At 69.2% G+C, this 21,545-nt stretch carries 19 protein-coding genes and 1 pseudogene; 14 read left to right on the top strand and 6 right to left on the bottom strand.

Features of this window, described 5'->3' with window-relative positions; genetic code table 11:
- Positions 1-793 precede the first annotated feature (793 nt).
- From FLL47_RS00630 to FLL47_RS00615, 4 genes and pseudogenes are all read left to right on the top strand, one after another.
- Positions 794-1,129: a MerR family transcriptional regulator gene (locus FLL47_RS00630; protein ID WP_144118412.1), complete on the top strand. Its 336-nt coding sequence runs from the start codon at positions 794-796 to the stop codon at positions 1,127-1,129.
- Positions 1,130-1,273: 144 nt separating this feature from the next.
- Positions 1,274-1,732 (top strand): annotated as a pseudogene (locus FLL47_RS00625) (GPP34 family phosphoprotein); the annotation flags it as partial.
- Positions 1,733-1,853: 121 nt separating this feature from the next.
- Complete coding sequence (locus tag FLL47_RS00620; RefSeq protein ID WP_144118410.1) at positions 1,854-2,243, top strand: hypothetical protein; 390 nt, start codon at positions 1,854-1,856, stop codon at positions 2,241-2,243.
- 407 nt (positions 2,244-2,650) lie between these two features.
- On the top strand, positions 2,651-3,748 hold the full coding sequence (locus FLL47_RS00615; RefSeq protein ID WP_144118409.1) for an enoyl-CoA hydratase/isomerase family protein: 1,098 nt from the start codon (positions 2,651-2,653) through the stop codon (positions 3,746-3,748).
- Positions 3,749-3,763: 15 nt separating this feature from the next.
- On the opposite strand, the gene FLL47_RS00610 is transcribed toward FLL47_RS00615, so the two are convergent.
- Entirely contained in the window at positions 3,764-4,966 is a 1,203-nt protein-coding gene (locus FLL47_RS00610) for a cation:proton antiporter (protein ID WP_144118408.1), read from the bottom strand.
- 33 nt (positions 4,967-4,999) lie between these two features.
- The gene (locus FLL47_RS00605) at positions 5,000-5,635 is read right to left on the bottom strand and encodes a GNAT family N-acetyltransferase (protein ID WP_144118407.1); all 636 of its coding nucleotides are present in this window, start codon (positions 5,633-5,635) and stop codon (positions 5,000-5,002) included.
- A 739-nt stretch (positions 5,636-6,374) separates the two neighbouring features.
- Between FLL47_RS00605 and FLL47_RS00600 the strand changes: the two genes are divergently transcribed.
- From FLL47_RS00600 to FLL47_RS00590, 3 genes are all read left to right on the top strand, one after another.
- On the top strand, positions 6,375-6,866 hold the full coding sequence (locus FLL47_RS00600; RefSeq protein WP_144118406.1) for an allene oxide cyclase barrel-like domain-containing protein: 492 nt from the start codon (positions 6,375-6,377) through the stop codon (positions 6,864-6,866).
- 128 nt (positions 6,867-6,994) lie between these two features.
- Entirely contained in the window at positions 6,995-7,318 is a 324-nt protein-coding gene (locus FLL47_RS00595; RefSeq protein ID WP_144118405.1) for a hypothetical protein, read from the top strand.
- 184 nt (positions 7,319-7,502) lie between these two features.
- The gene (locus FLL47_RS00590) at positions 7,503-9,710 is read left to right on the top strand and encodes a sigma-70 family RNA polymerase sigma factor (RefSeq protein WP_144118404.1); all 2,208 of its coding nucleotides are present in this window, start codon (positions 7,503-7,505) and stop codon (positions 9,708-9,710) included.
- 10 nt (positions 9,711-9,720) lie between these two features.
- Here FLL47_RS00590 and FLL47_RS00585 read toward each other — a convergent pair whose 3' ends face one another.
- Positions 9,721-10,674, bottom strand: a complete 954-nt coding sequence (locus FLL47_RS00585; RefSeq protein WP_144118403.1) for an inositol-3-phosphate synthase — start codon at positions 10,672-10,674, stop codon at positions 9,721-9,723.
- Positions 10,675-10,923: 249 nt separating this feature from the next.
- Here FLL47_RS00585 and FLL47_RS00580 point away from each other — a divergent pair, with 249 nt between their 5' ends.
- Together FLL47_RS00580 and FLL47_RS00575 are read left to right on the top strand one after the other, a co-directional pair.
- Positions 10,924-12,342, top strand: a complete 1,419-nt coding sequence (locus FLL47_RS00580) for a pectinesterase family protein (protein ID WP_246157410.1) — start codon at positions 10,924-10,926, stop codon at positions 12,340-12,342.
- 31 nt (positions 12,343-12,373) lie between these two features.
- Positions 12,374-13,807 carry an RICIN domain-containing protein gene (locus FLL47_RS00575; RefSeq protein ID WP_144118402.1) on the top strand — a complete coding sequence of 478 codons (1,434 nt, stop codon included), beginning with the start codon at positions 12,374-12,376 and terminating at the stop codon, positions 13,805-13,807.
- Positions 13,808-13,888: 81 nt separating this feature from the next.
- Here the strand turns inward: FLL47_RS00575 and FLL47_RS00570 are convergent, their stop codons facing one another.
- A complete protein-coding gene (locus FLL47_RS00570) occupies positions 13,889-15,190 on the bottom strand; it encodes an outer membrane protein assembly factor BamB family protein (RefSeq protein WP_186315500.1) in 1,302 nt (433 codons plus the stop codon).
- Positions 15,191-15,359: 169 nt separating this feature from the next.
- On the opposite strand from FLL47_RS00570, the gene FLL47_RS42635 reads away from it, so the two are divergent.
- Positions 15,360-15,590 (top strand): hypothetical protein, encoded by a 231-nt coding sequence (locus FLL47_RS42635; protein WP_186315499.1) that lies wholly within the window; start codon positions 15,360-15,362, stop codon positions 15,588-15,590.
- Positions 15,591-15,927: 337 nt separating this feature from the next.
- On the opposite strand, the gene FLL47_RS00565 is transcribed toward FLL47_RS42635, so the two are convergent.
- Positions 15,928-16,395: a hypothetical protein gene (locus FLL47_RS00565; RefSeq protein ID WP_144118400.1), complete on the bottom strand. Its 468-nt coding sequence runs from the start codon at positions 16,393-16,395 to the stop codon at positions 15,928-15,930.
- Between the two features lie 176 nt (positions 16,396-16,571).
- Between FLL47_RS00565 and FLL47_RS00560 the strand changes: the two genes are divergently transcribed.
- The 3 genes from FLL47_RS00560 (at position 16,572) to FLL47_RS00550 (ending at position 18,510) form a co-directional block, all read left to right on the top strand.
- Positions 16,572-16,940, top strand: coding sequence for a hypothetical protein (locus FLL47_RS00560; RefSeq protein ID WP_144118399.1), 369 nt, complete (start codon positions 16,572-16,574; stop codon positions 16,938-16,940).
- Positions 16,941-17,164: 224 nt separating this feature from the next.
- Positions 17,165-17,587: a DUF6188 family protein gene (locus FLL47_RS00555; RefSeq protein WP_144118398.1), complete on the top strand. Its 423-nt coding sequence runs from the start codon at positions 17,165-17,167 to the stop codon at positions 17,585-17,587.
- A gap of 341 nt (positions 17,588-17,928) precedes the next feature.
- Positions 17,929-18,510: a hypothetical protein gene (locus FLL47_RS00550; RefSeq protein WP_144118397.1), complete on the top strand. Its 582-nt coding sequence runs from the start codon at positions 17,929-17,931 to the stop codon at positions 18,508-18,510.
- Between the two features lie 389 nt (positions 18,511-18,899).
- Here the strand turns inward: FLL47_RS00550 and FLL47_RS00545 are convergent, their stop codons facing one another.
- The gene (locus FLL47_RS00545) at positions 18,900-19,295 is read right to left on the bottom strand and encodes a hypothetical protein (RefSeq protein WP_144118396.1); all 396 of its coding nucleotides are present in this window, start codon (positions 19,293-19,295) and stop codon (positions 18,900-18,902) included.
- A gap of 240 nt (positions 19,296-19,535) precedes the next feature.
- On the opposite strand from FLL47_RS00545, the gene FLL47_RS00540 reads away from it, so the two are divergent.
- Positions 19,536-21,419: a trypsin-like serine protease gene (locus FLL47_RS00540; RefSeq protein WP_246157409.1), complete on the top strand. Its 1,884-nt coding sequence runs from the start codon at positions 19,536-19,538 to the stop codon at positions 21,417-21,419.
- Positions 21,420-21,545: the final 126 nt, after the last annotated feature.

Below are 21,545 nucleotides of genomic sequence, written 5' to 3'. Positions count from 1 at the left end.
CAGTGGAAACCAGGCGGACGTAGGCATGGCCCGGAAAACAGAACCAGGCTTTGTCGGGTCATCTGATCGCAGTGCCGGCGGGCTGCGGCAACGGCGGGCACTGACGGCAGGCCGATGTCTCGCGGAACTCGAAGCCCATGCCGGCATACAGGGCGAACGACCTGCAGTGGTAGCTGGACTGCAGCAGCTCGATGCCCGGGGCCCGCCGTCGCCCGGTGAGGAGGCTACTTCGTTCAGGTGGCAACCGGGACACCGGGAAGCTGACAGTGGCGACTCGCCGATCCCGAAAATCTTCAGCGGCGGTAGTAGACATCTGCGAGGGGCGTAGGTAATGTTCCACTCGTTGCGAACGAAGATCTATCGAATGCGGCAGGCGAACTGGCGCACGACGTAGGAAGCAGGACCGCCCGACGGGTTCGGGTCGCGAGGCCATGCAGGCGAAAGGGGCTTCGGGACCGCGAGTCGGGTGAAGGACCGGGGTCGACCCGGTATGGCATGACCGGTAGTCGCAAGACCGCACGACCAGCAGTTGATCAAGTATTTCAGGTTAAGACGAGAGGAGTAGGTGCCATCGGATCCCCGCCCGGCGTCGCCGTCGGCGGGCCGCAGACCCCGAACGGAAGGTGGTCCCCGGTCGTATCCACGCGATCCCCGTACACCCGCGAAAGTCGGCGGGTTCGGGAACACGATGAGCCGGTGCACGTGACCGGCGATGGTATGTAACTCGATCTCCCAAAGGATCCCGGCGCCGCCAGGCGCCGGGATCCTTACCTGCGTTCTAGGAAAGGTGCCTATGACCTCTGCGGATAAGGCTTCGGCCGACAAGTTCGACGACGACGACTACCCCGCGTACACGATGGGCCGGGCAGCCGACATGCTCGGCGTGACGCAGGCCTTCCTGCGCTCGCTGGAGGGCGATCTGTTCGTCGCGGCGCGCTCCGACGGCGGTCACCGCCGCTACTCGCGCTACCAGCTGCGGCTGGCCGCCCGGGTCCGTGAGATCACGGATCAGGGCACGCCGGTGGAGGCTGCGTGCCGCATCATCATCCTGGAGGACCAGCTCCAGGAAGCCCTCGAGCTCAACCAGCGGTACGAGGCCGAACGCCGCGCCGCGCAGGGCGACCGCTGACCGAACCGGCGTAGCAGTGTCAGGCGTGGCCGCCCCGGGGCCGTGTCACCGGGGGTGCGTATGTGTCGGCCCCACCAGCGGGCGAAGTAGCGCGCGGACAGGCCGTGGACGAGGGCGCGGTGCTCGTGCGCACCCACCCCCACCTTCACCGGCGACCCGGTCCTCGACCACGTGCTCGGCAAGATCGCCTCGCAGGAGCCGGTCCTGCACCCCGCCGCGTCGTGGATCGACTACCTGCGCGAGGACCTGTACGTGCTCGTCGCCGACCGGCTCAAGCGCCAGGCGGTGATCGAGGAGGTGCAGCGCGGCCTGCTCAGCCGGCAGTACCGCCTCGTGGCGGTCGACCCGTTCGTCGCCGCCCGGCCGCGCTCGCTGATGCTCGGCGTGCTGTGCGACCCGCCGGGCCGCCGCCGGCCGCCGGCCGACCCGCACTACGCGGTGGTCGCGGCGATCGAGATGTGGGAGGCGATTGCCACGGTCGGGCCGGACGAGGCGGCGTACAACTCGGTGCTGCTGCTGGATCGCATGCACCCGGCCGAACAGGCGATCATCAAGGGTGTCGCGACGACCAATGCCGCGCTCGCCCGCCGAGTCCGCCGTTGAGCCGGGCCGGCAGACTGCCGCCTCAGCGCCCGGTTCGTGTGATGCATTGACATTGATCAGATCGAAGATCTATGGTGATTCATCGATCATGGTAATTCCATAACACAACGGGGGGGACCCTATGTGGGTCGGAAAGAAACGACCGCTGCGTGCACTGGCGGCGAAGGCAGTCGTGGTGTTGGCGGCAAGCACCGGTTTGACGGCGGTCATGGCCGGGCCTGCCCAGGCAACTTGTGGGCACGAGGCCTACAACGGGCCAACGATCCAGTACGAATCGGTGACCGGAGCCCCGAGCGGGGTGCATTTCCGCTTCGGGCCCCACGTCAACTGCACGAGTTTTGGGACTCTCGCCAACGGACACCAGTTGGAGATGATGTGCTACGACCAGGGCGATACGGTGAACGGCGTTCACACGTGGTCCTGGGTCCGTAAAAACAGCGGCAGCGGCAACTACTACGGCTGGGTCTCGGATTACTATCTGACGAACCGTGGGTCAAAAGACCCATGTTGATCTGATACCGGTCTGCCGCCCGCAAGCAACCCGATGCCGGTTCCTTCCCGGGTCGATGCGGATACTGCAAGCCGGACGACGCCAACGCACCGTCGAAGATCTCTGGGCGCAACCCGCCGCCCGGTTCAGGATTCGGATTACATCAGTCGAACCCTGAACCGGGCGGCTCACTGCACCACGTCCGGCACTCATGTCGATGCGGCACACCACGACGCGGCGGCGTCCGCCGGGGCATACCGGCCGGAGTGCGCCTGAGCCGGTCCCACCAGCGAGCGATGCAGCGCGCTCGGCCCGTGGATGAGGATGCCAAGGCTCATCGCGCGTCCATCGGCAGGTGATACTGATATCGTAATGATCTTCGTGGAGTTGGTCGAAGGGATCCTGGTGCCCGCGAGAGAGGCTGCCGAGTGAATGCCCCTCCGCCGGTGTCGACCCGGCTCACCGGCCACCTGGGCGTGATCACCCTCAACCGGCCGCGGGCCATCAACGCGCTGACCACCGAGATGGTCAGGATCATGCAGCAGGTGCTCGACCTGTGGGCCGCCACCGACCGGGTCCGGACGGTGCTGCTCACCGGTGCCGGTGAGCGAGGGCTGTGCGCGGGTGGGGACATCCGCGCGATCCACGCCGACGCGGTGTCCGGTGGTAGCGCCTCACTGGACTTCTGGGCGCGGGAATACCGGCTCAACGCCGCGATCGCCCGATACCGCAAACCGATCGTGGCCTGGATGGACGGCCTGGTGATGGGCGGCGGCATCGGGATCTCCGCACACGCCGGCGTCCGGATCGTCACCGAACGCTCGCGACTGGCGATGCCGGAGGTCGGCATCGGCTTCCACCCCGACATCGGCGGCAGCTGGCTGCTGTCGCACGCGCCTGGGCAGGTCGGCACACACCTGGCCCTGACCGGAACGTCGATCGGGGCCGCCGATGCCGTTCACGCCGGACTCGCCGACCACTTCGTGCCCGCCGAGCAGCTGGCACGACTGGCCGGGGCGCTGGCAGACGCCGACGCCGACGGCGCCGTGGCCTCGTACGCGCTCTGTCCGCCGGAGGGAGAGCTCGCGGCCTGCCGGGAATGGATCGACCGGTGCTATGCCGCCGACTCCGTACCCGAGATCCTCGACCGGCTGCGATCCGACCCCGCCCCTGCGGCGCGCGCGGCCGCGGAAGAGATCGCCGCCAGGTCCCCGACCGCGCTGGTGGTCACCTTGCGGTCGCTGCGCACCGCGGCCGGACTGCCGTCGCTGGAAGCGGCGCTGGAGCAGGAGTACCGGCTGTCGGCGGCGATGCTGAGGTCGGCGGATTTCGCCGAAGGGGTACGCGCCCAGATCATCGACAAGGATCGCAGCCCTCGCTGGAAGCCGGCCAGCCTCGCCGGTGTCGACGTCGACACGATCGCCGGTTATTTCGCTCCCACCGCCGACGACCTCGACCTGACCGCGACAGGACCACGCCGATCCAGTGATCTGTCGCTCCCTGCACCACCACACGTCGGATCGTAAGACGCCCAAGCTCCGCTAGTCGCCGGAAGGGCTGGCCGACCCCGTGAGGGCGCGGCTGCGCCGGTCCCACCAGGAGGCGAAGTAGCGGGCGCTCAGCCCGTGGACGAGGATGCTCAGGCTGATCACGACTACGACGACGTCGGCGACCCAGTCGGCGTCCAGGCCCGACAGCTGTTCCAGGGCGATGATGCCCAGCACCATGCTGTCCAGCCCGCGCGGTCCCCAGAAGCCCAGCGCCCAGCGTTCGCGCCACGGCACGTGGCTGCCCAGCAGTGACAGCGCCACCGGCAGCATTCTGATCAGTGTCAGCGACAGGAACGCGTACACGAACACCCGCCACTCCAGGCCGTCGGTGAACGCGGGCACGATCAGCGACCCGAACACGAACCAGACCGCCGCCGACAGCACCAGTGCGGTGTCCGACACGGTCTGCAGCGCTGCACGCGGCATGTGCGGCGCGGTGGCGCGGGCGGCCAGCCCGGCCACGAACGCGGCGACGAAGCCGTTGCCGTGGAGCACCTCGCCCATCGCGAACGCGGTGATCGCCACCGCGAGCAGGCCGACACGTTCGGCTTCCTCGGTGCTCCAGCCGCGCTGGCGGGCGAGGGTGAGCAGCCTTGCCCCGCCGTAGCCGGTGATCAGACCCGCGACGAGTGCGATGAGCAGTTCCAGCAGGACGCTTTCCAGGTCGGTGGTGCCGATCGCGCCGGCGAGCAGCAGCAGGACGAGGGGTGCGGCGATGCCGTCGTCGAGGCCGCTGACGACGGTGATGGTGTGGCGCATGCCGGAGGGCAGACGCTGGTCGTGCAGCATCGGCAGGATCGGGGTGGAGTCGGTGGCGGCGAGTACGGCGGCGCAGATGGCGCAGACCCACCAGCCGGCGCCGGGTAGCAGTGGGACGCCGGCGGCGAAGCCGAGTAGCACGGTCAGTGGGAATGCGATGAAGAGCATGCGCATGGGTACGCGGCCGGTCTCGCGCAGCCAGCGCATGCTGATGTCGGTGGCGTCGGTGAACAGGACCAGGGCGAGGGTGATCTCGATGAGGTGGCGGACGACGGGTCCGGTGACCTCGACATCGACCAGGGGATAGGTGCCGTTGGTGAGGATGAGGCCGGAGGCGGCCATGGCGATGGGCACGGTGACGCTGTAGCGCTGCGCCGGTCGGGCGAGCACGGCCCAGATGACCAGGACCAGGCCGAGCATCAGTACGGCGAGCACGGGCGACTCCTCACCCTGCCCATTCTGGGGGATTTAGTCCTGTTCGTGGCGGGAAGTCGGTGAGGACCCGCGGTCGGAGCCTCCCGGACCGCCCGCGGCGGATCCGTGGATGCGGACGCCGTCGGGCAGGGGCAGCGGCAGGAACATGCGGACGTCGTCGAAGCGGAGTTCGTCGACCGCGACGGCGTTGGGCAGGACGCCCCACGTGCGGAAGCCGCAGGCCTCGTACAGTGCGATCGCGCCGTGGTTGTTGCCGCGTACGCCCAGGGTGATCACCTCCATCCCGGCGTCGGCGCAGGCGTTCACCAGGGCGGGGACCAGCCGCTTGCCCAGGCCGAGGCCGCGTGCGTCCGGGTGGGCCATCACCTTGGTCAGTTCTGCGACGTGGCCCACGGGTCCGGGCTGGTTGGCGAACCATGCTCCGAGTGCTTCGACGCGCGAGTCGACCCGCGCCACGACGAGGCCGCCACGCCCTGCACTTGCGGTCTGGAGGACTCCGTTGAGCCACGCGTCGGTCTTCTCGCGGGACGGCACCTGCAGCCAGCCGATCGCGCCACCCTGCTCGACGACGGCCGTGATCACGCGATGGCATTCGCTGCGCAGCCGTTCGTCGGCCCGAGTGGGCCATTCGAGGCGGACCGCGGCGTCACCGTGAAGATCATTAGGCATGCGGGGGATTCTTCAGTACGCGAGCAGGCCGGCCAAAGTTCGAACGTGCGGTCGGTACGGCGGCGTAGGAACCCGACCGGGTCTCGGGTCGACCGCTGCACACCAGGAAGTGGTTGTCATCGGTTAATGCGATGGGTGCCACCGGCAGGGGGAGGAAATTCCTGCCAGATTGACCGGGGAAACCCGTGCCGCGATCCTGGTGGTGGAGGACGCCTGGGCCGTGCGACCCGAGTACGGCATAGGTGTATCCAGTTGGGACATTTACACTGCCGTCCTCGACGGCGGCATCCGTACCTCTGCCGACTTCGAGGAATGGATGGATCGGCGACGCACCGCGTGATCCTCGGATGGTCGGCGAAGCGCCCGGAGACACCTGACATCCGCATCCCGTGGCCGCTGGCCCCGCGGCTGGGTGAGACTGGCGTCCGAGGTGGCGCGGCGACGAACCACACTCCGAGCGCTTCGACACGGGCGTAGACCCCCGCCACGAGGAGGCCACCGGGCCCCGTGCTCGCGGTCTGCAGGACGCAGTCCAGCCACGTGGTCGGGCCGCTGAACAGCGCGCTGCCAGAGTCGGCACCTGCATTCACGCGAAGCTCGGTGCGCTGCTTGATACAGGGCGATAATCAGTTATCTGGAGGTCTCCGGAAGAGCAGCTCACGGGATCATGGGCGCACGGGCGGGCTGCCGGGACGGCATGTCCGTGAGCATTCGTGTCTACGCTGTTGCGGGAGCTGCCATGCGCGGAGTGCAGGCTCGCCGATTTACCGCTGGGCTGGGCCTGAGCGCGGCCCTTGCCGCTGTCTCGGCAACGCCGGCCACGTCTTCACCGCCGGCCGCCGGCGTTCACGCCAGCCGGTATGAGGAGGTCATGGAGATAGTCGGTAGGCAGACCGAGTCATTGAACCTGGATCTGGGGCAGAAGGGCATCAGCCTGGGTGACCAGTTCATCGTCGCCGAGGACCTGTACCGCGACGACAAGAAGGTCGGCGACCACAGTGTGCTGTGCAACTACGTCCGCATCGAGCCCAAGGAACTGCAGTGCGTGGGGACGTTTGCGCTCCCGGACGGGCAGATGACATCACAGGCTCTGTTGCGCCTACCCGCCCCGTCATCGGTCGACGTCGCGATCACGGGGGGCTCTGGCGCGTACGCGGGGGTCCGCGGATACATCCGTACCGTGCCCGCGGGCGAGACGGTGAGACAGTTCACGTTCCACATCATCCGGTGACGACCTCGGGTTCGTCGGGCCTCGACGGCAGTCCGCCGTCAGTGCGTTCGGTGTTGCGGAGCCGGTCGTGCGGCGGCCGGCAGCGTCGAATGGCCTGCAGGGGCACGCGGGCGACGTAACGTTAAATCATGAACGTGTTTTCGGGCGTCGACGTCGCCGACGGCCAACCGGTGTCCGCCGATCTGATTCCGGCAGCCGTCACCGCAGGTCCGTTCGTGTACCAGGACGGCGCTACCCAGGTCTTCGACGCGTCGGGTGCCACAACCTACGTTGAAGGCGGAGTCGAGACCCACGGCGAGTGGTCCGTGGACGACGGGCGATTCTGCTCATTCTGGCCACCGAACTATCGAGCCTGCTACGACCTTCACTGGATGGTCGAGGCGGGAGCGATCGTGGGGTTGCGATTCACGAGCCTGCGTGACGGCACCGGCTTCGACGGCCGTTATCGCTGACGGGCGGCAGCGTACGGCGGGATTCAGGGTCGGCGCTGTCGGGTGGATTCGTCGACCTTCGAGACCTACGTCGGTACCTGGTTAGTTCGGCTTTACAACGAACATTCACGGGTGTCACCATGTCGGGCACGTGCCGACCGGCCCGGTCCCGGTCGCGATACGCGTACCGAGGAGTTGACACGCCTTGTCCCCGACGGCGGATGCCGCGCGCGTGGCCGCAGCCCGCGCAGGCGACCGGCATGCCCTGGAGTCCCTGCTCGGCGACCACCTGCCCCTGGTGTACGCGGTGGTCCGCCGCGCCTTGGGCGCCGACCCTGACGTCGACGACGTGGTGCAGGAGACCATGTTGCGCGCGGTGCGGCACCTGCGCGGGCTGCGCGACGCCGACGGGTTCAAAGCCTGGCTGGTGTCGATCGCGGTCAGCCAGATCCAGGAACGCGCGCGCCGCCTGGCCCGCCAACGCGCCCGCGCCGCCCAGCCGATCGACCTCGCCGTCGACGCCGCCGAGCCTCCCGACCCGGAGACCGATGTCGCGGCGCTGGCCGAGGACCGCGTCGACCTGGACCGCGAGCTGCGCTTGATCGCGCATGCGGCCGGGTTCCTGAACCCGGCCGAGCGGCAGACGCTGGCGCTGTGGTCGCAGGAGGTCGCCGGGACGATGACCCGTGCCGAGGTCGCGGCGGCGTTGTCGCTGAGTCCGGCGCATACCGCCGTGCGGGTCCAGCGCATGCGGGCCCGCCTTGACCTGGCGCTGACGGTGCTGCGGGCGCTGCGGTCGACGCCGCGCTGTCCCGGCCTGGGTGAGGTGGCCGCGACCTGGGATCGCACCGCGGAGCCGCGCTGGCTCAAGCGGCTCGGCCGGCACGTGGCCGACTGCGAGGTGTGCCTGCTCGCGGGCCGCCGGGGCGTGCCGGCGGTGCGGGTGCTGGCGCTGCCGTGGCTGCTGCCGGTGCCTGCGGTCCTCGCCGGGCGGCTCCCGGAGATCGTCGCGTCGACGTCGGGCGGCGGCCTCGGCGCGGTGGCGCCGGCCGTCGACGCGGTGCGTCGCGTGATCGGATACCTCAACGTGAAGGTCGTCGGCACGGCGGGCGTCGGGGTCGCCGCGGCCACCGCCGCGGTGCTGGCGGTCTCCGGCACCACGCCACCGGCGGTCGCGCCGCCGACACCCGGCCCGCCGCCGCAGGCTGCGCCCGCGACCAGTGCCGCACCTGTTCGGTCGGCGACGCCGTCACCGTCGGCACCGCCCGCGCCCGCCCGCCATGTGGTGACGGCCGAGGGCGTCACCAGCGCCGACATCTACGTCGCCACCGACGGCGACGACACCGGCCCGGGGACGGCCGCCCGGCCCTACGCCACCCTGGCCAAAGCGGTGCAGGTGGTGCAGCCGGGGCAGGTCGTCGCGCTGCGCGCGGGTACGCACCGGCCGACCGCGACCGTCGAGATCACCATCGTCGGCACCGCGAGCCGTCGTATCACCGTCAGCAACCTGGTGGGGGAGCGGCCCGTCGTCGACGGCTCCGCGCTGCCCGGCGGCCAGTGGCTGATCACCCAGCGCGGCGGGTACTGGACCGTGCAGGGCCTGGAGATGCGCAACGCGCCCAGCCACGCCTACGTCTGCCGGGCCTGCCGCGGCAACGTGTTCCGCAGGCTGTGGCTGCACGACAACGGCGACACCGCGCTGACCCTGCGCGATGCGGGCACGCAGGGCAATCATGTCCTCGACAGCGACTTCGCCCGCAACCACGACACCGTCGACCGCGGCGGCAGCGCCGACGGTCTGGCGATCAAGAACGGCGCCGGGGCGGGCAACGTCGTACGCGGGTGCCGGTTCGCCGAGAACTCCGGCGACGGCCTGGACCTGAGCAACTTCACCGACCCGGTGACGGTCGTCGGCAACTGGGCCTACGGCAACGGCCACAACCGGTGGGACATCGCCGCGTTCAACGGCCCCGGCAACGGCATCAAACTCGGCGGCGGCGCGCCCGCCCCGGCCGTCGCGCACGTCGTGGTCGACAACGCGTCGTGGGACAACGCCGGTTACGGCTTCACCGAGGCCAGCAACCCGGGGCGGCTCACGGCCACCAACAACACCGCCTACCGCAACGGCGGCACCGGGTTCGCGTTCGTGTACTCCTCCGCACGGCTGCGGAACAACCTGGCCCTGGCCAACGGCCGCGACGTCCAGGTCGGCGGCGGCGTCGACGACGCGGACAACTCGTGGGGCCAGGACGGCTGGGCGACCACGGTGCTGCGCAGCGGCGACCCGGCCACCGCCCGCGGCGAACGCGCCCCGTCCGGGCAGCTGCCGCCGACGACGTTCCTGCTCAACCGCAAGGACAAGACGATGGGCGCGTCGATGACCGCCGGCGGCGACGTTCCGCCGCCGGCGTGACCCGGCCCGGTCAGGCCGTCGTTCCGGGCGGGGACTTGAGCATGGTCGCCGCCGCCGGGACGTGGCCGCCGCGCCCGGCCCGCAGGGCACCGGCGGCCATGCGGATCAGGTCGACGGTGACGCCTGCGGCGCCGCTCGGGTCGTGCACCTTGAGCTTGATGTCGAGACTGATCGACGTCTCGCCCCAGCCCTGCGCCTCGATGTTGAGGTAGGCGACCTTCTCCGACTTCAGGCTCGTGATGTGCCCGATCGGCGCCATCTCGACCTTGTTCGCGGCGTGGCCTGCGGCCAGGGCGTTCAGCTTCGACTGCTTCTTGCTGCCGCTGTTGGCCGCCAGGTTGCGGATGTCCTCGGTGCCGCCCAGGTTGACCTGGTAGGAACTCGTCAGGGTGAGGCCCCGTTCCTCGAGCAGGCCCAGCAGCGTCTTGTGCACGATCGAGGCGCCGAACTGGCTGGTCAGGTCGTCGCCGAGCAGTGGCAGGCCCGCGGCCTCGTACCGTTCGATCCACTGCGGGTCGCGGGCGACGACGTCGGAGGTGGTGTTGACGAACGCCGCCCCGGCCTGCAGCGCGGCCTCGGCGTAGGCGCGGGCGACCTCGGGCCGCCCGGACGGTGCGGCATACAGCACGACCTCGGCACCGGCCAGAGCTTTGGCGACGCGGTCGACCTCGGTCGCGTCGGTCAGGCCCCGCTCCACGGTCACGCCCGAGCGCGGCAGTTCGGCGCCGATACGCGGAAAGTTGTTGGGAGCCATGAAGATCGCCTCGGTGAGGTCTGCGCCCACCTTGGCCTCGGAGACGGCGAACGCCGCCACGAAGTCGATGTCGCCGACACCGAGCCCGTCGACCACGGGGCGGCAGATGCCGACCAGGCTGCCGGAGGCGCGGTAGAACGCGATTCCCTGCACGAGTGCTGAAACGTCGTTGCCCACTCCGACGGCGGCGACCTTGACTTTCTCGATCATGACGACGAGGTTACCGCCGCGCCGCCACGTGCCGGGGGCGCGCCTGGTCCGGCCATGCGGGCAGGGCATGGCACGAGCGTCCGAGGTGCATGGACTTTGTCGGGTCGGGCGAGAAAACTCGCCGGTTTCTGTTATCGCGCCCGACGCCGTGCCGTCTCCATATCGAAACAAAGGCCGATCCGGGCACCGCAGCGGGTGCGCCACGCGACACGGCGCCACGGCCTGACCGTTCGAGAAGGAGGAACAGCAGTGGCAGGGAAACCGACAAGAGCAAGGCTGTGGCTGGCCGTGGTGCTCGCGATCGCCGCGCAGGGCGCAGCGTCGGCGATGTCCGCGTCGCCCGCGCAGGCCGCACCGGCCACCGGTGTGGCGTACCAGCTGGTGGTGACGAAGAGCGGTAAGTGCATCGACGTGCCGGGGGCGTCGGCTGCCAACGGCGCGCTGCTGCAGCAGTGGGGCTGCACGGCGAACTCGCCCTGGCAGCAGTTCCGCCTGACCGCGGTCGGGTCGAACTACCAGCTCGTGAACGTCAGCAGCGGCAAATGTGTGGACGTGCCCGGCTGGTCCACGGTCTCCGGTGTGCAGCTGCAGCAGTACGGCTGCGTGTCCAGCCAGGCCAACCAGCAGTGGCGCCTGGTCGCCAGCGGCACGAACACTTACCAGATCATCAGCGTGCACTCGGGGCTGTGCGTCAGCCTCAAGGACGCCTCGACCGCCAACGGCGCGGCGATCATCCAGGAGACCTGCACCGCCAACACCAACAAGCAGTGGGCGTTCACCGGCGCCGGCAGCGGAGCCAATGCGACCGTCGCCGCCGACGGCACCGGCCAGTACACCACCGTGCAGGCCGCCGTCGACGCCGTACCCGTCAACAGCACCACCCGCCAGGTCATCACCATCAAGGCAGGCACCTACCGGGAGATCGTCACCATCCCGTCCAACAAACCCAACATCACCCTGCAGGGCATGGGCGGATCGGCGAGCAACACCGTCATCGTCAACAACCACAGCTCCGCCGGCGGGTGGGGCACCTCCGGCAGCGCGACCGTGTTCGTCAACGGCCGCGACTTCCGCGCCACGAACCTGACCATCGCCAACGACTACGGCGAAGGCAGCCAGGCCGTGGCCGCGAACCTCAACGGCGACCGGGCCGTGATCGACAACGTCCGGTTCCTCGGCAACCAGGACACGCTGCTGCTCAACAACTACCGCGCCTACATCGTGAACTCGTACGTCGAAGGGACCGTCGACTTCATCTTCGGCGGCGGCACCGCGGTGTTCAACGCCAGCACCATCCACGAGAAGCGCACCAGCGGCGGCCCGATCACCGCGGCCCGCACCGACCCGGCCAACGTCTACGGCATCCTCGTCTACCGCTGCACGATCACCGGCGCGGCCAACGGCGTCACCCAGCTCGGCCGCCCCTGGGGGCCTGCCGCGCAGGTGCTGTTCCGCGAATCGAACCTGTCCGCGACCATCCGCACCGCGCAGCCGTGGACCGACATGTCGACCAACACGTGGCAGAACGCGCGGTTCCTCGAATACCGCAACACCGGTTCCGGCGCGGGCACCAACGGCAACCGGCCGCAGCTGTCGGATGCCGCCGCCCCGAACTACACCCCGCAGAGATACCTCGCCGGCACCGACGGCTGGAACCCGGTCGGCTGAGCCGCTCCCACCCTCAAGGAGAGAACAAGTCATGAGCAACAACAGAACCAGGCGGCGGTACGCCCTCGCGGCGCTCGCCGCGACCTTGCTGGCGACTCTCGTCGGCCTGCCGTCCTCGCCCGCGCAGGCCGCACCTGCCATCGGTGTGGCGTACCAGCTGGTGGTGACCAAGAGCGGTAAGTGCATCGACGTGCCGGGGGCGTCGTCGGCCAACGGTGCGCTGCTGCAGCAGTGGGGCTGCACCGCGAACTCGCCGTGGCAGCAGTTCCGGCTGACCGCGGTCGGCTCCAACTACCAGCTGGTCAACGTGAGCAGCGGCAAATGTGTGGACATCCCCGGCTGGTCCACGGTCTCCGGTGTGCAGCTGCAGCAGTACGGCTGCGTGTCAAGCCAGGCCAATCAGCAGTGGCGGCTGGTCGCCAGCGGCACGAACACGTACCAGATCATCAGCGTGCACTCGGGGCTGTGCGTCAGCCTCAAGGACGCCTCGACCGCCAACGGCGCGGCGATCATCCAGGAGACCTGCACCGCCAACACCAACAAGCAGTGGGCGTTCACCGGTGCCGGCGGACGGACCTGGTCCAGCAGCCCTGACGGGTTCGCCTCGACCGGCGGCGGCACCACCGGCGGCGCGGCCGGTGCGACCGTCACTGTCAGCACCTTCGCCGACCTGCAGCGCTACGTCACCGCGACCGAGCCCTACGTCATCCGGGTCAGCGGCGCGATCACCGTCACGCCCAAGGGCACCGAGCTGCGGGTCGCCTCCAACAAGACCATCGTCGGGGTCGGGACCAGTGGCCACATCGTCGGCGGCGGGTTCTTCCTCGGCACCGGCGTCCGCAACGTCATCATCCGGAACCTGACCATCCGCGACACGCAGATGGCCGACGACGACCCCGACGACAAGGTGTACGACTACGACGGGATCCAGATGGACACCGCCGACCACGTGTGGATCGACCACAACACGATCACGCGGATGAACGACGGCCTGATCGACAGCCGCAAGGACACCAGCTACCTGACGATCTCGTGGAACGTGCTGGCGAGCAACAACAAGGCGTTCGGCATCGGCTGGACCGAGAACGTCACCGCCCGCATGACGATCCACCACAACTGGATCAAGGACACCAACCAGCGCAACCCCAGCACCGACAACGTGGCCTACGCCCACCTGTACAACAACTACCTGAGCAACGTCGCCTCGTACGGCAACTACGCCCGCGGCGCGACGAAGATGGTGCTGGAGAACAGCTACTTCGAGAACGTGAAGGACCCGTTCTACCCCGACTCGACGGCGCAGCTGCGCCAGAGCGGCAGCATCCTCGTCAACTGCACCGGCAAGCAGCAGACGCTGGGGTCGGCGTTCACGCCGAGCAGTTTCTACACCTACACCCTCGACCCGGCCGCCGACGTGCCGAACCTGCTCCGCACCTACGCCGGACCGCAGGCCAACATCGGCTGACCCGGCGATCGGTGGGCCGGTCGGCGCCGTTGCGGGCAGCGCCGACCGGTCCACCGCCTCGGTCGCGGCGCGCCGCCGTGCTCAGCCGGTCCGCCGCCACACGGTCAGGACGCCCGCCGGGTGTGGACACGCGACCGCCCGCGGTGCGAACACGCACCGGTCCACGGGCACGGGCAGCTGCGCCATGTCGAGGCCACCGGGCCTGAGCCAGGCGACCTGCCCCGGCCCCGTACCGCGGGTCAGCACCGTCACCGTCCCGGGGTAGTCCAGGTAGACGTTCCAGCCGGTGAGGTCGGCCAGCGGCTCGGCGGTGGCCGCGTCGAGCAGCGCGGTCGCCGGGAGCCCGCGGCCGCGAGGTTCCGGGCCGACGACCAGCAGCCCGACGGGTGTCGGCACGACGAGGCTGCCCCCGGCGAAGCGCCGGCGTACGACGCCGGTGGCCTTGTCGACGATCTCGACCGGATCCGCCGTCGGCCCCAGCTCCGCCGACAGCGACGACGTGCACCAGTACGCGCCGCAGTCGGCGCGGCGCACGAACGGTGCCGTGAGCGGGACAGGTGCCAGGTCGGCGGTGGAGTACCGTGCCACCGTCTTCGTATCGCCCAGCACCGTCTCGAGGATCAGCTCGTCGCCGACGATGCTCAGGTCGACCGGCACAGCCTCGCCCAGGTCCAGCCGATGGCTGCGGAGCAGCCGCCCGTCGCGCAGGTCACGCTCGCTCAGCTCGCCGGTGGTCTGCAGCGTCCAGATCGGCATCGGGCCCGGGCCGGCCAGCAGGGCCAGGTGGTTGACGGCCGGCAGGACGTTCTGCGCGCTCCAGCGCGGTCGGCCGGTGCGCAGGTCCCGGACGGTGATCTGCGCGAAGGCGAGGTCCTCGCCGGTCGGCGTGATCGCGACCGCCACGTCGGCGAGCGGTGTCAGGGACAGGTCGTCGTCCTGCCATCTGATCGCGCCGGTCGCGACGTCGACGGCGTAGGTGGTCCGGTGGCCTGTGAGCTTGTCCTGCATCTCGGTCACCATCAGGCCGGGCACGGTCCCGGCGGGTGCCATGCCGCTGCCCGCCATTCCGGGCAGCGCGATGTTCCAGCGCTGCGTGCCGTCGTCGAGGCTGTAGCCGGCGAGCCGGTCCGCGTCGCGTACCAGCAGCACTTCGTCGACGATCTGGAAGTCGCCCTGCAGGGACAGCGTGATGGCGGCCAGTTCGTCCAGGCGGCGTGCAGGTGCCGCACCGCCCAGCGCCAGCACCAGGGCCACGGCGACGGCGGCCGTCAGTGGGCGCTGCACGGCGCGTGGGCGCGGCCGGTCGGATCCGGGCTGCTGTTGCTGCCAGCCCGCGCCGAGGTCGATCACCGCGCTCGCGCCGGACGTCGGTTGCCCGTTCACCGTCACCGCTCCTTTACCCGCCGGATCGCGTTTGCGTGATGTGCCGGTGCCGCGAGGCGGTCTGCCGTCGCGTGGTGGAACGCCGTGGGGCGTACCTGCGGTTGTCACCGCCCCGGGCCTGCCGACAGGGGGCATGCGCAGGCTGCGCGGCTGTCCTAAGCTGCCGCCCGTGACACCGACCCCACCGCAGCCTGACAACACCGCGCGCAACATCACCGTCATCGTGGCCATCGCCGCCGTGGCGATCGTGTGCATCGTGGCGGTCGCCTGCCTCGGCCCGCTCGGCCTGTTCGCCTGGATGGCCGACCGGCAGATGGACTGGTTCGAGGAACAGTCCAGTGACATGCCCATGCCGGGCTTCGTGCTCAGGTCGGCCGTGTTCGCGCTGCTGCCCGCCTGAGGACGGCGAACCTGCCGCCCGGGCCGATGGTGCTGGACGTCCTGGTGTACCTGGGCGACGACGCGAACGGCGAGCCCCGTTTCGCCGCTCCCTACGATTACGTGTTCACCATCGCGGGCTGACGGCCGACCGGTTCTTATGGGAGCGCCCGCCGGCGGTGTGCCGGTGGGCGCTCGCTGTCGACACGGATCGTCGCGGCGGGGTGCACGGAGGCGGCGGGGTGCTCGTGACCGGTGCCTGAGTGGCCGGGGTCGTCGGTGGGCGCTGCACCTGGACAGGGGAGCCGGAACCCGCGTTCCCTACGTGTGGGTCGACGGCGGACGGAATGCGGCGGGCGCTACGGGTTGCGCTGAAGCAGTGCCAGCTCACGACTGGGGAATGGTGCATGTACCCATGACTTGAGGTAGCCCTCTTCGCCGTGCTTCTCAAGCACTGCCTCCGCCATAGCCCGAACAGCGTCAATGAAATGCGGCACTGAGACCCGTCCGTGCCAGCGGGGCACACCGCCAGCCCACCTATTGTCCTCGGAGTAGAGGTCGTCGAACTCGACGATCTGGACATACATGGCGTTGTCTGCGACGCCAGAGAAGAACATTCGGTGTCCGCTGGGCTCGTCAAGAAAGTGCGTGAAAGTCGCACTTGAGCCGAGTTGGAGGTCCACGGTGGCTGCCAGCAGGTTCTTGAGCGCATCACCGATGTAGGACGTCCGAATGTGCACCGATTCTCCGCCCGATGTCCAGGTGAAATGCGCCCAACCGATTCCTCCGAGTTTCCACGTCAAAGCAGGCGTGTGCAGTGCTGGCATCGTTCGATCTTAGGTGCCACGGCCACGGGCGGGGGCAAAGGCTGACGGGCAAGATCGAACCGTGCACCGAGCGTGCCCCAGCAGGCGGTCACGGCTGAGTTTCGACGGTCAACCATCTGGTGCGCTTGACCCCTCCCAGGCGTGAGACAGGCAACGAGGTCTGCCATCCTTCTCCGATGGTCAAGGTGTCGATTCACCCTGGCGGGGAGGGCGATCCCGCTGTCGTGACGGTGATGTTGCAAGCGCCGTCGTGGGAGTTCCACTTCTCGGCTCACCTCAGCGAGCTCGCACGCCTGCGATCTATCCGCGAGGCCGACTGGTCCGCCCGACGCGCGTTGCAGATCGGCGACGCCGCCGGCATCCCAGTCCACTGGTGCATCAACGACGACACCGTCACGGCGCTGATCGGCCACGACGACGAGACCTGGCACATCGCCTTCCTCATGCCCGTCGACACGATCGACCGCCTCGCGATCGAAGCCGCAGACTTCCTCCCAGAGCCGGACCCACCGGCGCGGTACCCCGGCCAACTGGAGATGTTCTAGAACGATCTCGCGTGCGATATCCGTGCGATAAGAGTCGGCGAAACACGGCTCATGGCGGTCGACCACGGCGAGAGAGCGACGAAGCAGCCGAGCCCGGAAAGCAGTTGGGACCAGGCGGAATGACCTGGTCCCGATGGTGGGCGTGGCAGGGTTCGAACCTGCGACCCTCCGCTTGTAAGGCGGGCCGCCCGCCGCGATCGTCCAGCGTCGGGCACACTGCCGAGGTGACTGAGCAGTTGCCTGCCCTGGTAGAACACGAGGACCGTTGGATTCTGCCGTTTCGTGGCCTTCGCGTAACTCAGATTCTCGTGGACTACGCATTCGGCCTGCGCCTGGACGACGTCGGCGAGGTACGAATCGCGGGCAAGGCCACGTTGGGCTGGGTCGACGCGGGGGTGAGGCCCGAGACGATCACCTTGGACCCCGAGCGCCAAGACGTGGCTGCCGGCCTCGCCGTCTTCAACGCCGACGTGTTGTCCTCCGTGGCGTTCAAGTCCGGGTCACTTCGCATCGAATTCAGCAGCGGTCACGTGCTCAAAGCCCGACCTGACCCCCAGTACGAGGCATGGACCACGAGTGGGCCTGGTGGCATGTTGGTCGTGAGTCTTCCGGGAGGCGAACTCGCCGTCTGGTCACCTCGGCCGTGACCGCAGTACAGCAGCGGCGTCAAACTTCATTGACCGCAGGCGATCAGGCTCGCCGTTTTAACCGTGCACCGATTGGTGCGCGTCAAATCCGTAGGTCCAGGGTTCGCACAACTCGGCATCGTCGTCGTCACCATGGTCACCAACGCTGGGTCGCGGTGGCGGGCAGGATCGTGTTCGCCAGGCGTGTGGCTCGGGCCAGCTTGATCAGATCGGGACTGCGGACTGGCGGGGCTGTGTGCGATGGTGACCAGGCCAGGGTGATCATGGCCGGGTGCGTGGATCGGTGCCGGGCCCCTTCAGCCCTGGCACACGATCTCGAGGAGAGCAGCTTGAAGCGATACTTGATCACCGCCGCTCGCGGTGCGCTCGCCGGACTGCTCGCGATATCCGCAGCACGCCTCGTCGCGCTGCCCGCCGAGGACTGCCACCGGCCGCACCTGGGCTGCCTTCCCGTCGCCCTGCTCACCGTCGCCATCGCGATGCTCGCGGCGATCACGGTCGGGTGGCTGGTCGCGTGGGTACTGCGTCTGCGGCGGCCCTGGCTGGTCGGCATCGTTGGGCCATTCGCGATGCTCGGGCTCACCTGGGTGGTGGCCATGACCGGAATCGCAAGCGGCGGCGATCCCTGGTGGTGGTTCTTCGGCTTCGCCCCCGTCGCGTACACCGTGCCGGCGCTGCTGGCGACGCTGGCGCTGCGGGTCACGTGGTCGCCCCAGCGCGGCGGGCCGGTTGGGCCTGCCACTCGGGAACAAGTGCTACGTGCTGCTGCAATACACAACAGCCGGAGCGGCGGCAACGCGAGACTGCGCGACCAGGCCGACCAGTTCGTCGAAAGTGAGCCAAGGACGATGTCGGCGGACCATGCGAGGGCAGTTCGAGCAGAGCAGGGCGAAGCCACTGATGCGGGTGACGGCCGCGCCTGACTCTGACAGCGGCACCTTGTGGTGCCACTCGATGAAGTCGCCGCCCCGGTGCCCCGTGCGCCGTGGGTCTTGGTGGAAGCCCGCGAGTGGGCGTGGCAGATTTTCCAGGAGTTGCTCAAGGACGATCCCGACCCTGGTTAAGAGCCTCGAGCCGGGGAATCTGCCCCAGTTGTTCCTGCTTGCTTTCACCGGGATGGTGTTCGAATGCGAGACCTTGGCGCGGGTGAGGTCGATGGCGGGAGTTGCCGTGCATCGGGCGGCGAGCGACGGCCGCCCTGCCGAGATGATGAGGAACAGTCCAGCGACATGCCGTTCATATTCGGGTCGGCCGTGTCCGCGCTGCTGCCCGGCTGAGGACGGCGAACCTGCCGACCTGCGCGGCGGTGCCGTCAGCCCAGCCGCCCGCTCGTGCCGGGGACGGTGCGGACGTTCCGGTCACGGGCCAGCACGGCCAGGGCGGCCAGCCCGAGGGCCAGGTGGAAGACGTTGTCGACGGGCGCGAGCGGGATCGCCAGGGGTGTCGTCAGGAGCAGGCCGTCGATGAACCAGCCGACCGTGCCCAGCAGCGTGTACCCGACGCCGACCGCCCACGTGAACAGCCGCGCCGGCAGGTCCGTCGCGGCGATCCAGCCGGCGTACACCGCCGCCAGCATGGACAGCAGGTGCAGCACCACGTGCGCCCAGTCGTGTGCGAGCCGGTGTTCGGCCAGTTTGACGACCAGCGGGTACGCGGCGAACAGGAAGAACACGACGGCCGCGATGCGGCAGTACCTGCGCGTGAGCACGCTCCATTATGGGGACACGGCTGCCGACGCCGCTGTCCCGCGACACTCGTGCGGGCGAAGTCGTGTCCTTTGTGGCTGGTTCTGGCCGCGCCATTGACGGTCGTGCGCGCGGGGCGATAACGTGCGCGCGCTGAGGGTGATCTGGCTCGCGGCATATTCACGGGGGTGAAAATGAGAACAAGGCATCGCTGTGCGGCTTTTTCGGCCGTCGTGCTGGCGTCGTCTCTGGGTGTGTTGGCGGTGACGGGTCCCGCCCATGCGGATCCTGCGGCGTCGCTGGTGGAAGACGGCGTGTATCCGGGTGCTGCGGCGATTCTCGCCGAGCAGAATGTGCGGTTGCTGTCGGGCGACGGGCATATCGTGATCGCGGATTGTGCGACGCCGCCGTCCGGGGACTTCGGTGTGCTGAAGGTCTACACCACCGACGAGACGATCGGCGCCGACGGCATCGGCCGGGTCTGTTTCAAGGTGACTGCTGCTGCGGGCTGGTTGAACCTTGAGGTTCCTGGCGTGTACGAGATCCGCGGCGACGGTCAGCGGGCCGGCACCGGGCATGAGGTGACCGCCGAGCTGACCACCGAGGCCGGTGACGAGATCACCGTCGACGTCGACCCCGACGGCAGCACCCAGGTCGGCCTGGGCGCCGATCCGAACAACCCGCCGACGATCCTGCTGCAGCTACGCGCCGGTGACGGCCCGGCCGCTGTCACCGGTGCGCAGCCGGCCGTCGGCAAACTCGTCACCGACGGCAAAAGCTGCACCGCGACGCTCATCGCTGGCAGCTGGGCGCTGACGGCTGGGGCCTGCTTCGCCCCGAACTCCGGTCAGGGCACGCTGGTGGTCGGCCCGCCGGCCGGTGAGGCGCATCTCGTCCTGCCAGGCAAGGCCCCGATCGCGATCACCCGGCTCGTGCCCAGGACCGACCGGGACGTGGTCCTGGCCAAACTCGCCGGCGCCGTCACCGACGTCGCCGCGTTGCACCTGTCCAGCACCACCCCGGCGGTCGGTGCGGTGCTGTCGTCCATCGGCTACAGCCGGACCGCCACCGCTTGGACCAGCGACACGCAACAGACCGCCGGCACCACCGTCGCCGCCGTCGCCGCCACCACCCTGAGCGGAACCTTCTCCGGCCCTGTCTGCAAGGGCGCGGCGGGCGGCCCCGTCCTCAACGCCGACGGCGACATCGTCGCCATCCAAACCGAATCCGGCCAGGCCGGATGCTTTGACACCGCGGCGGGCACCACCGCCGTCACCGGCACACGCCTGGACGACCTCGCCACCTGGGCAGCCGAGCAGACGGCGGTGCCGACGTCGTTGTCGTTCCTGGCGCCCCGTGACGAGGGCGACGGGTGGGGCGGGTTCCGCAGCATCGCGCTCGGCGACATCAACGGCGACGGCTACGCCGACCTGGCCGGTCTCAACGACGACGGCCACCTGTACATCTACCCCAGCAGGGGGGCCATCGTGGACGGCGGCGCATCGTTCTGGGCGGCCCGTGACGGCGGCGACGGGTGGGGCGGGTTCCGCAGCATCGCGCTGGGCAACCTCGACGGCGGCAGCGACGCCGACCTGGTCGGCCTCAACGACAACGGCCACCTCTACATCTATCCCAGCAAGGGAGTCATCGCAGACGAAGGCTCGTCGTTCTGGGCGCCTCGTGACGACGGCGACGGGTGGGGCGGGTTCCGCAGCATCGCGCTGGGCAACCTCGACGGCGGCACCGATGCCGACCTGATCGGGCTCAACAACGACGGCCACCTCTACATATACCCGGGCAAGGGCTTCATCAACGACGACGGTCCGTCGTTCTGGGCGGCTCGTGACCAGGGCGACGGGTGGGACGGGGTCGTCAGCGTCGCGCTGGGCGACCTCGACGGCGGCACCGACGCCGACCTGGCCGCCCGCGACACCGACGGCCGACTGAGCCTGTACCCCGGCAAGGGGACCATCGAGGACATGGACACGTCGTTCTGGGCGCCGCGCGACCAGGGGGCCGGCTGGGGCGGGTTCCGCAGCGTCGCCCTGGGCGACATCGACGGCGACGGCAACGCCGACGTGGCGGCGCTCGACAGTGACGGCCACCTGTACCTGTACCCGGGCAAGGGGCTGATCTACGAGCACTGACGCGGGCATGCGTTCTGCTCGCCGACTGCCGCGGTGGGTGGCAGCTGCCACCCACCGCGGCAATCGAAGGCCGGTGACGACGGAAAACAGGTCGGTGAAGATCAGGCCAGGCCGCTACGATCGGGC

Source organism: Catellatospora sichuanensis (assembly GCF_007483665.1).
Taxonomy (GTDB): domain Bacteria; phylum Actinomycetota; class Actinomycetes; order Mycobacteriales; family Micromonosporaceae; genus Catellatospora; species Catellatospora sichuanensis.
This window is presented reverse-complemented; position numbering and strand designations above follow the sequence as displayed.

Excerpts from the sequence above, each read along its gene's own strand:
- FLL47_RS00630 (WP_144118412.1), top strand. The coding sequence starts at position 794 with ATGACCTCTGCGGATAAGGCTTCGGCCGACAAGTTCGACGACGACGAC.
- FLL47_RS00620 (WP_144118410.1), top strand. The coding sequence starts at position 1,854 with ATGTGGGTCGGAAAGAAACGACCGCTGCGTGCACTGGCGGCGAAGGCA.
- FLL47_RS00605 (WP_144118407.1), bottom strand. The coding sequence starts at position 5,635 with ATGCCTAATGATCTTCACGGTGACGCCGCGGTCCGCCTCGAATGGCCC.
- FLL47_RS00600 (WP_144118406.1), top strand. The coding sequence starts at position 6,375 with ATGCGCGGAGTGCAGGCTCGCCGATTTACCGCTGGGCTGGGCCTGAGC.
- FLL47_RS00595 (WP_144118405.1), top strand. The coding sequence starts at position 6,995 with ATGAACGTGTTTTCGGGCGTCGACGTCGCCGACGGCCAACCGGTGTCC.
- FLL47_RS00585 (WP_144118403.1), bottom strand. The coding sequence starts at position 10,674 with ATGATCGAGAAAGTCAAGGTCGCCGCCGTCGGAGTGGGCAACGACGTT.
- FLL47_RS00575 (WP_144118402.1), top strand. The coding sequence starts at position 12,374 with ATGAGCAACAACAGAACCAGGCGGCGGTACGCCCTCGCGGCGCTCGCC.
- FLL47_RS00565 (WP_144118400.1), bottom strand. The coding sequence starts at position 16,395 with ATGCCAGCACTGCACACGCCTGCTTTGACGTGGAAACTCGGAGGAATC.
- FLL47_RS00560 (WP_144118399.1), top strand. The coding sequence starts at position 16,572 with ATGGTCAAGGTGTCGATTCACCCTGGCGGGGAGGGCGATCCCGCTGTC.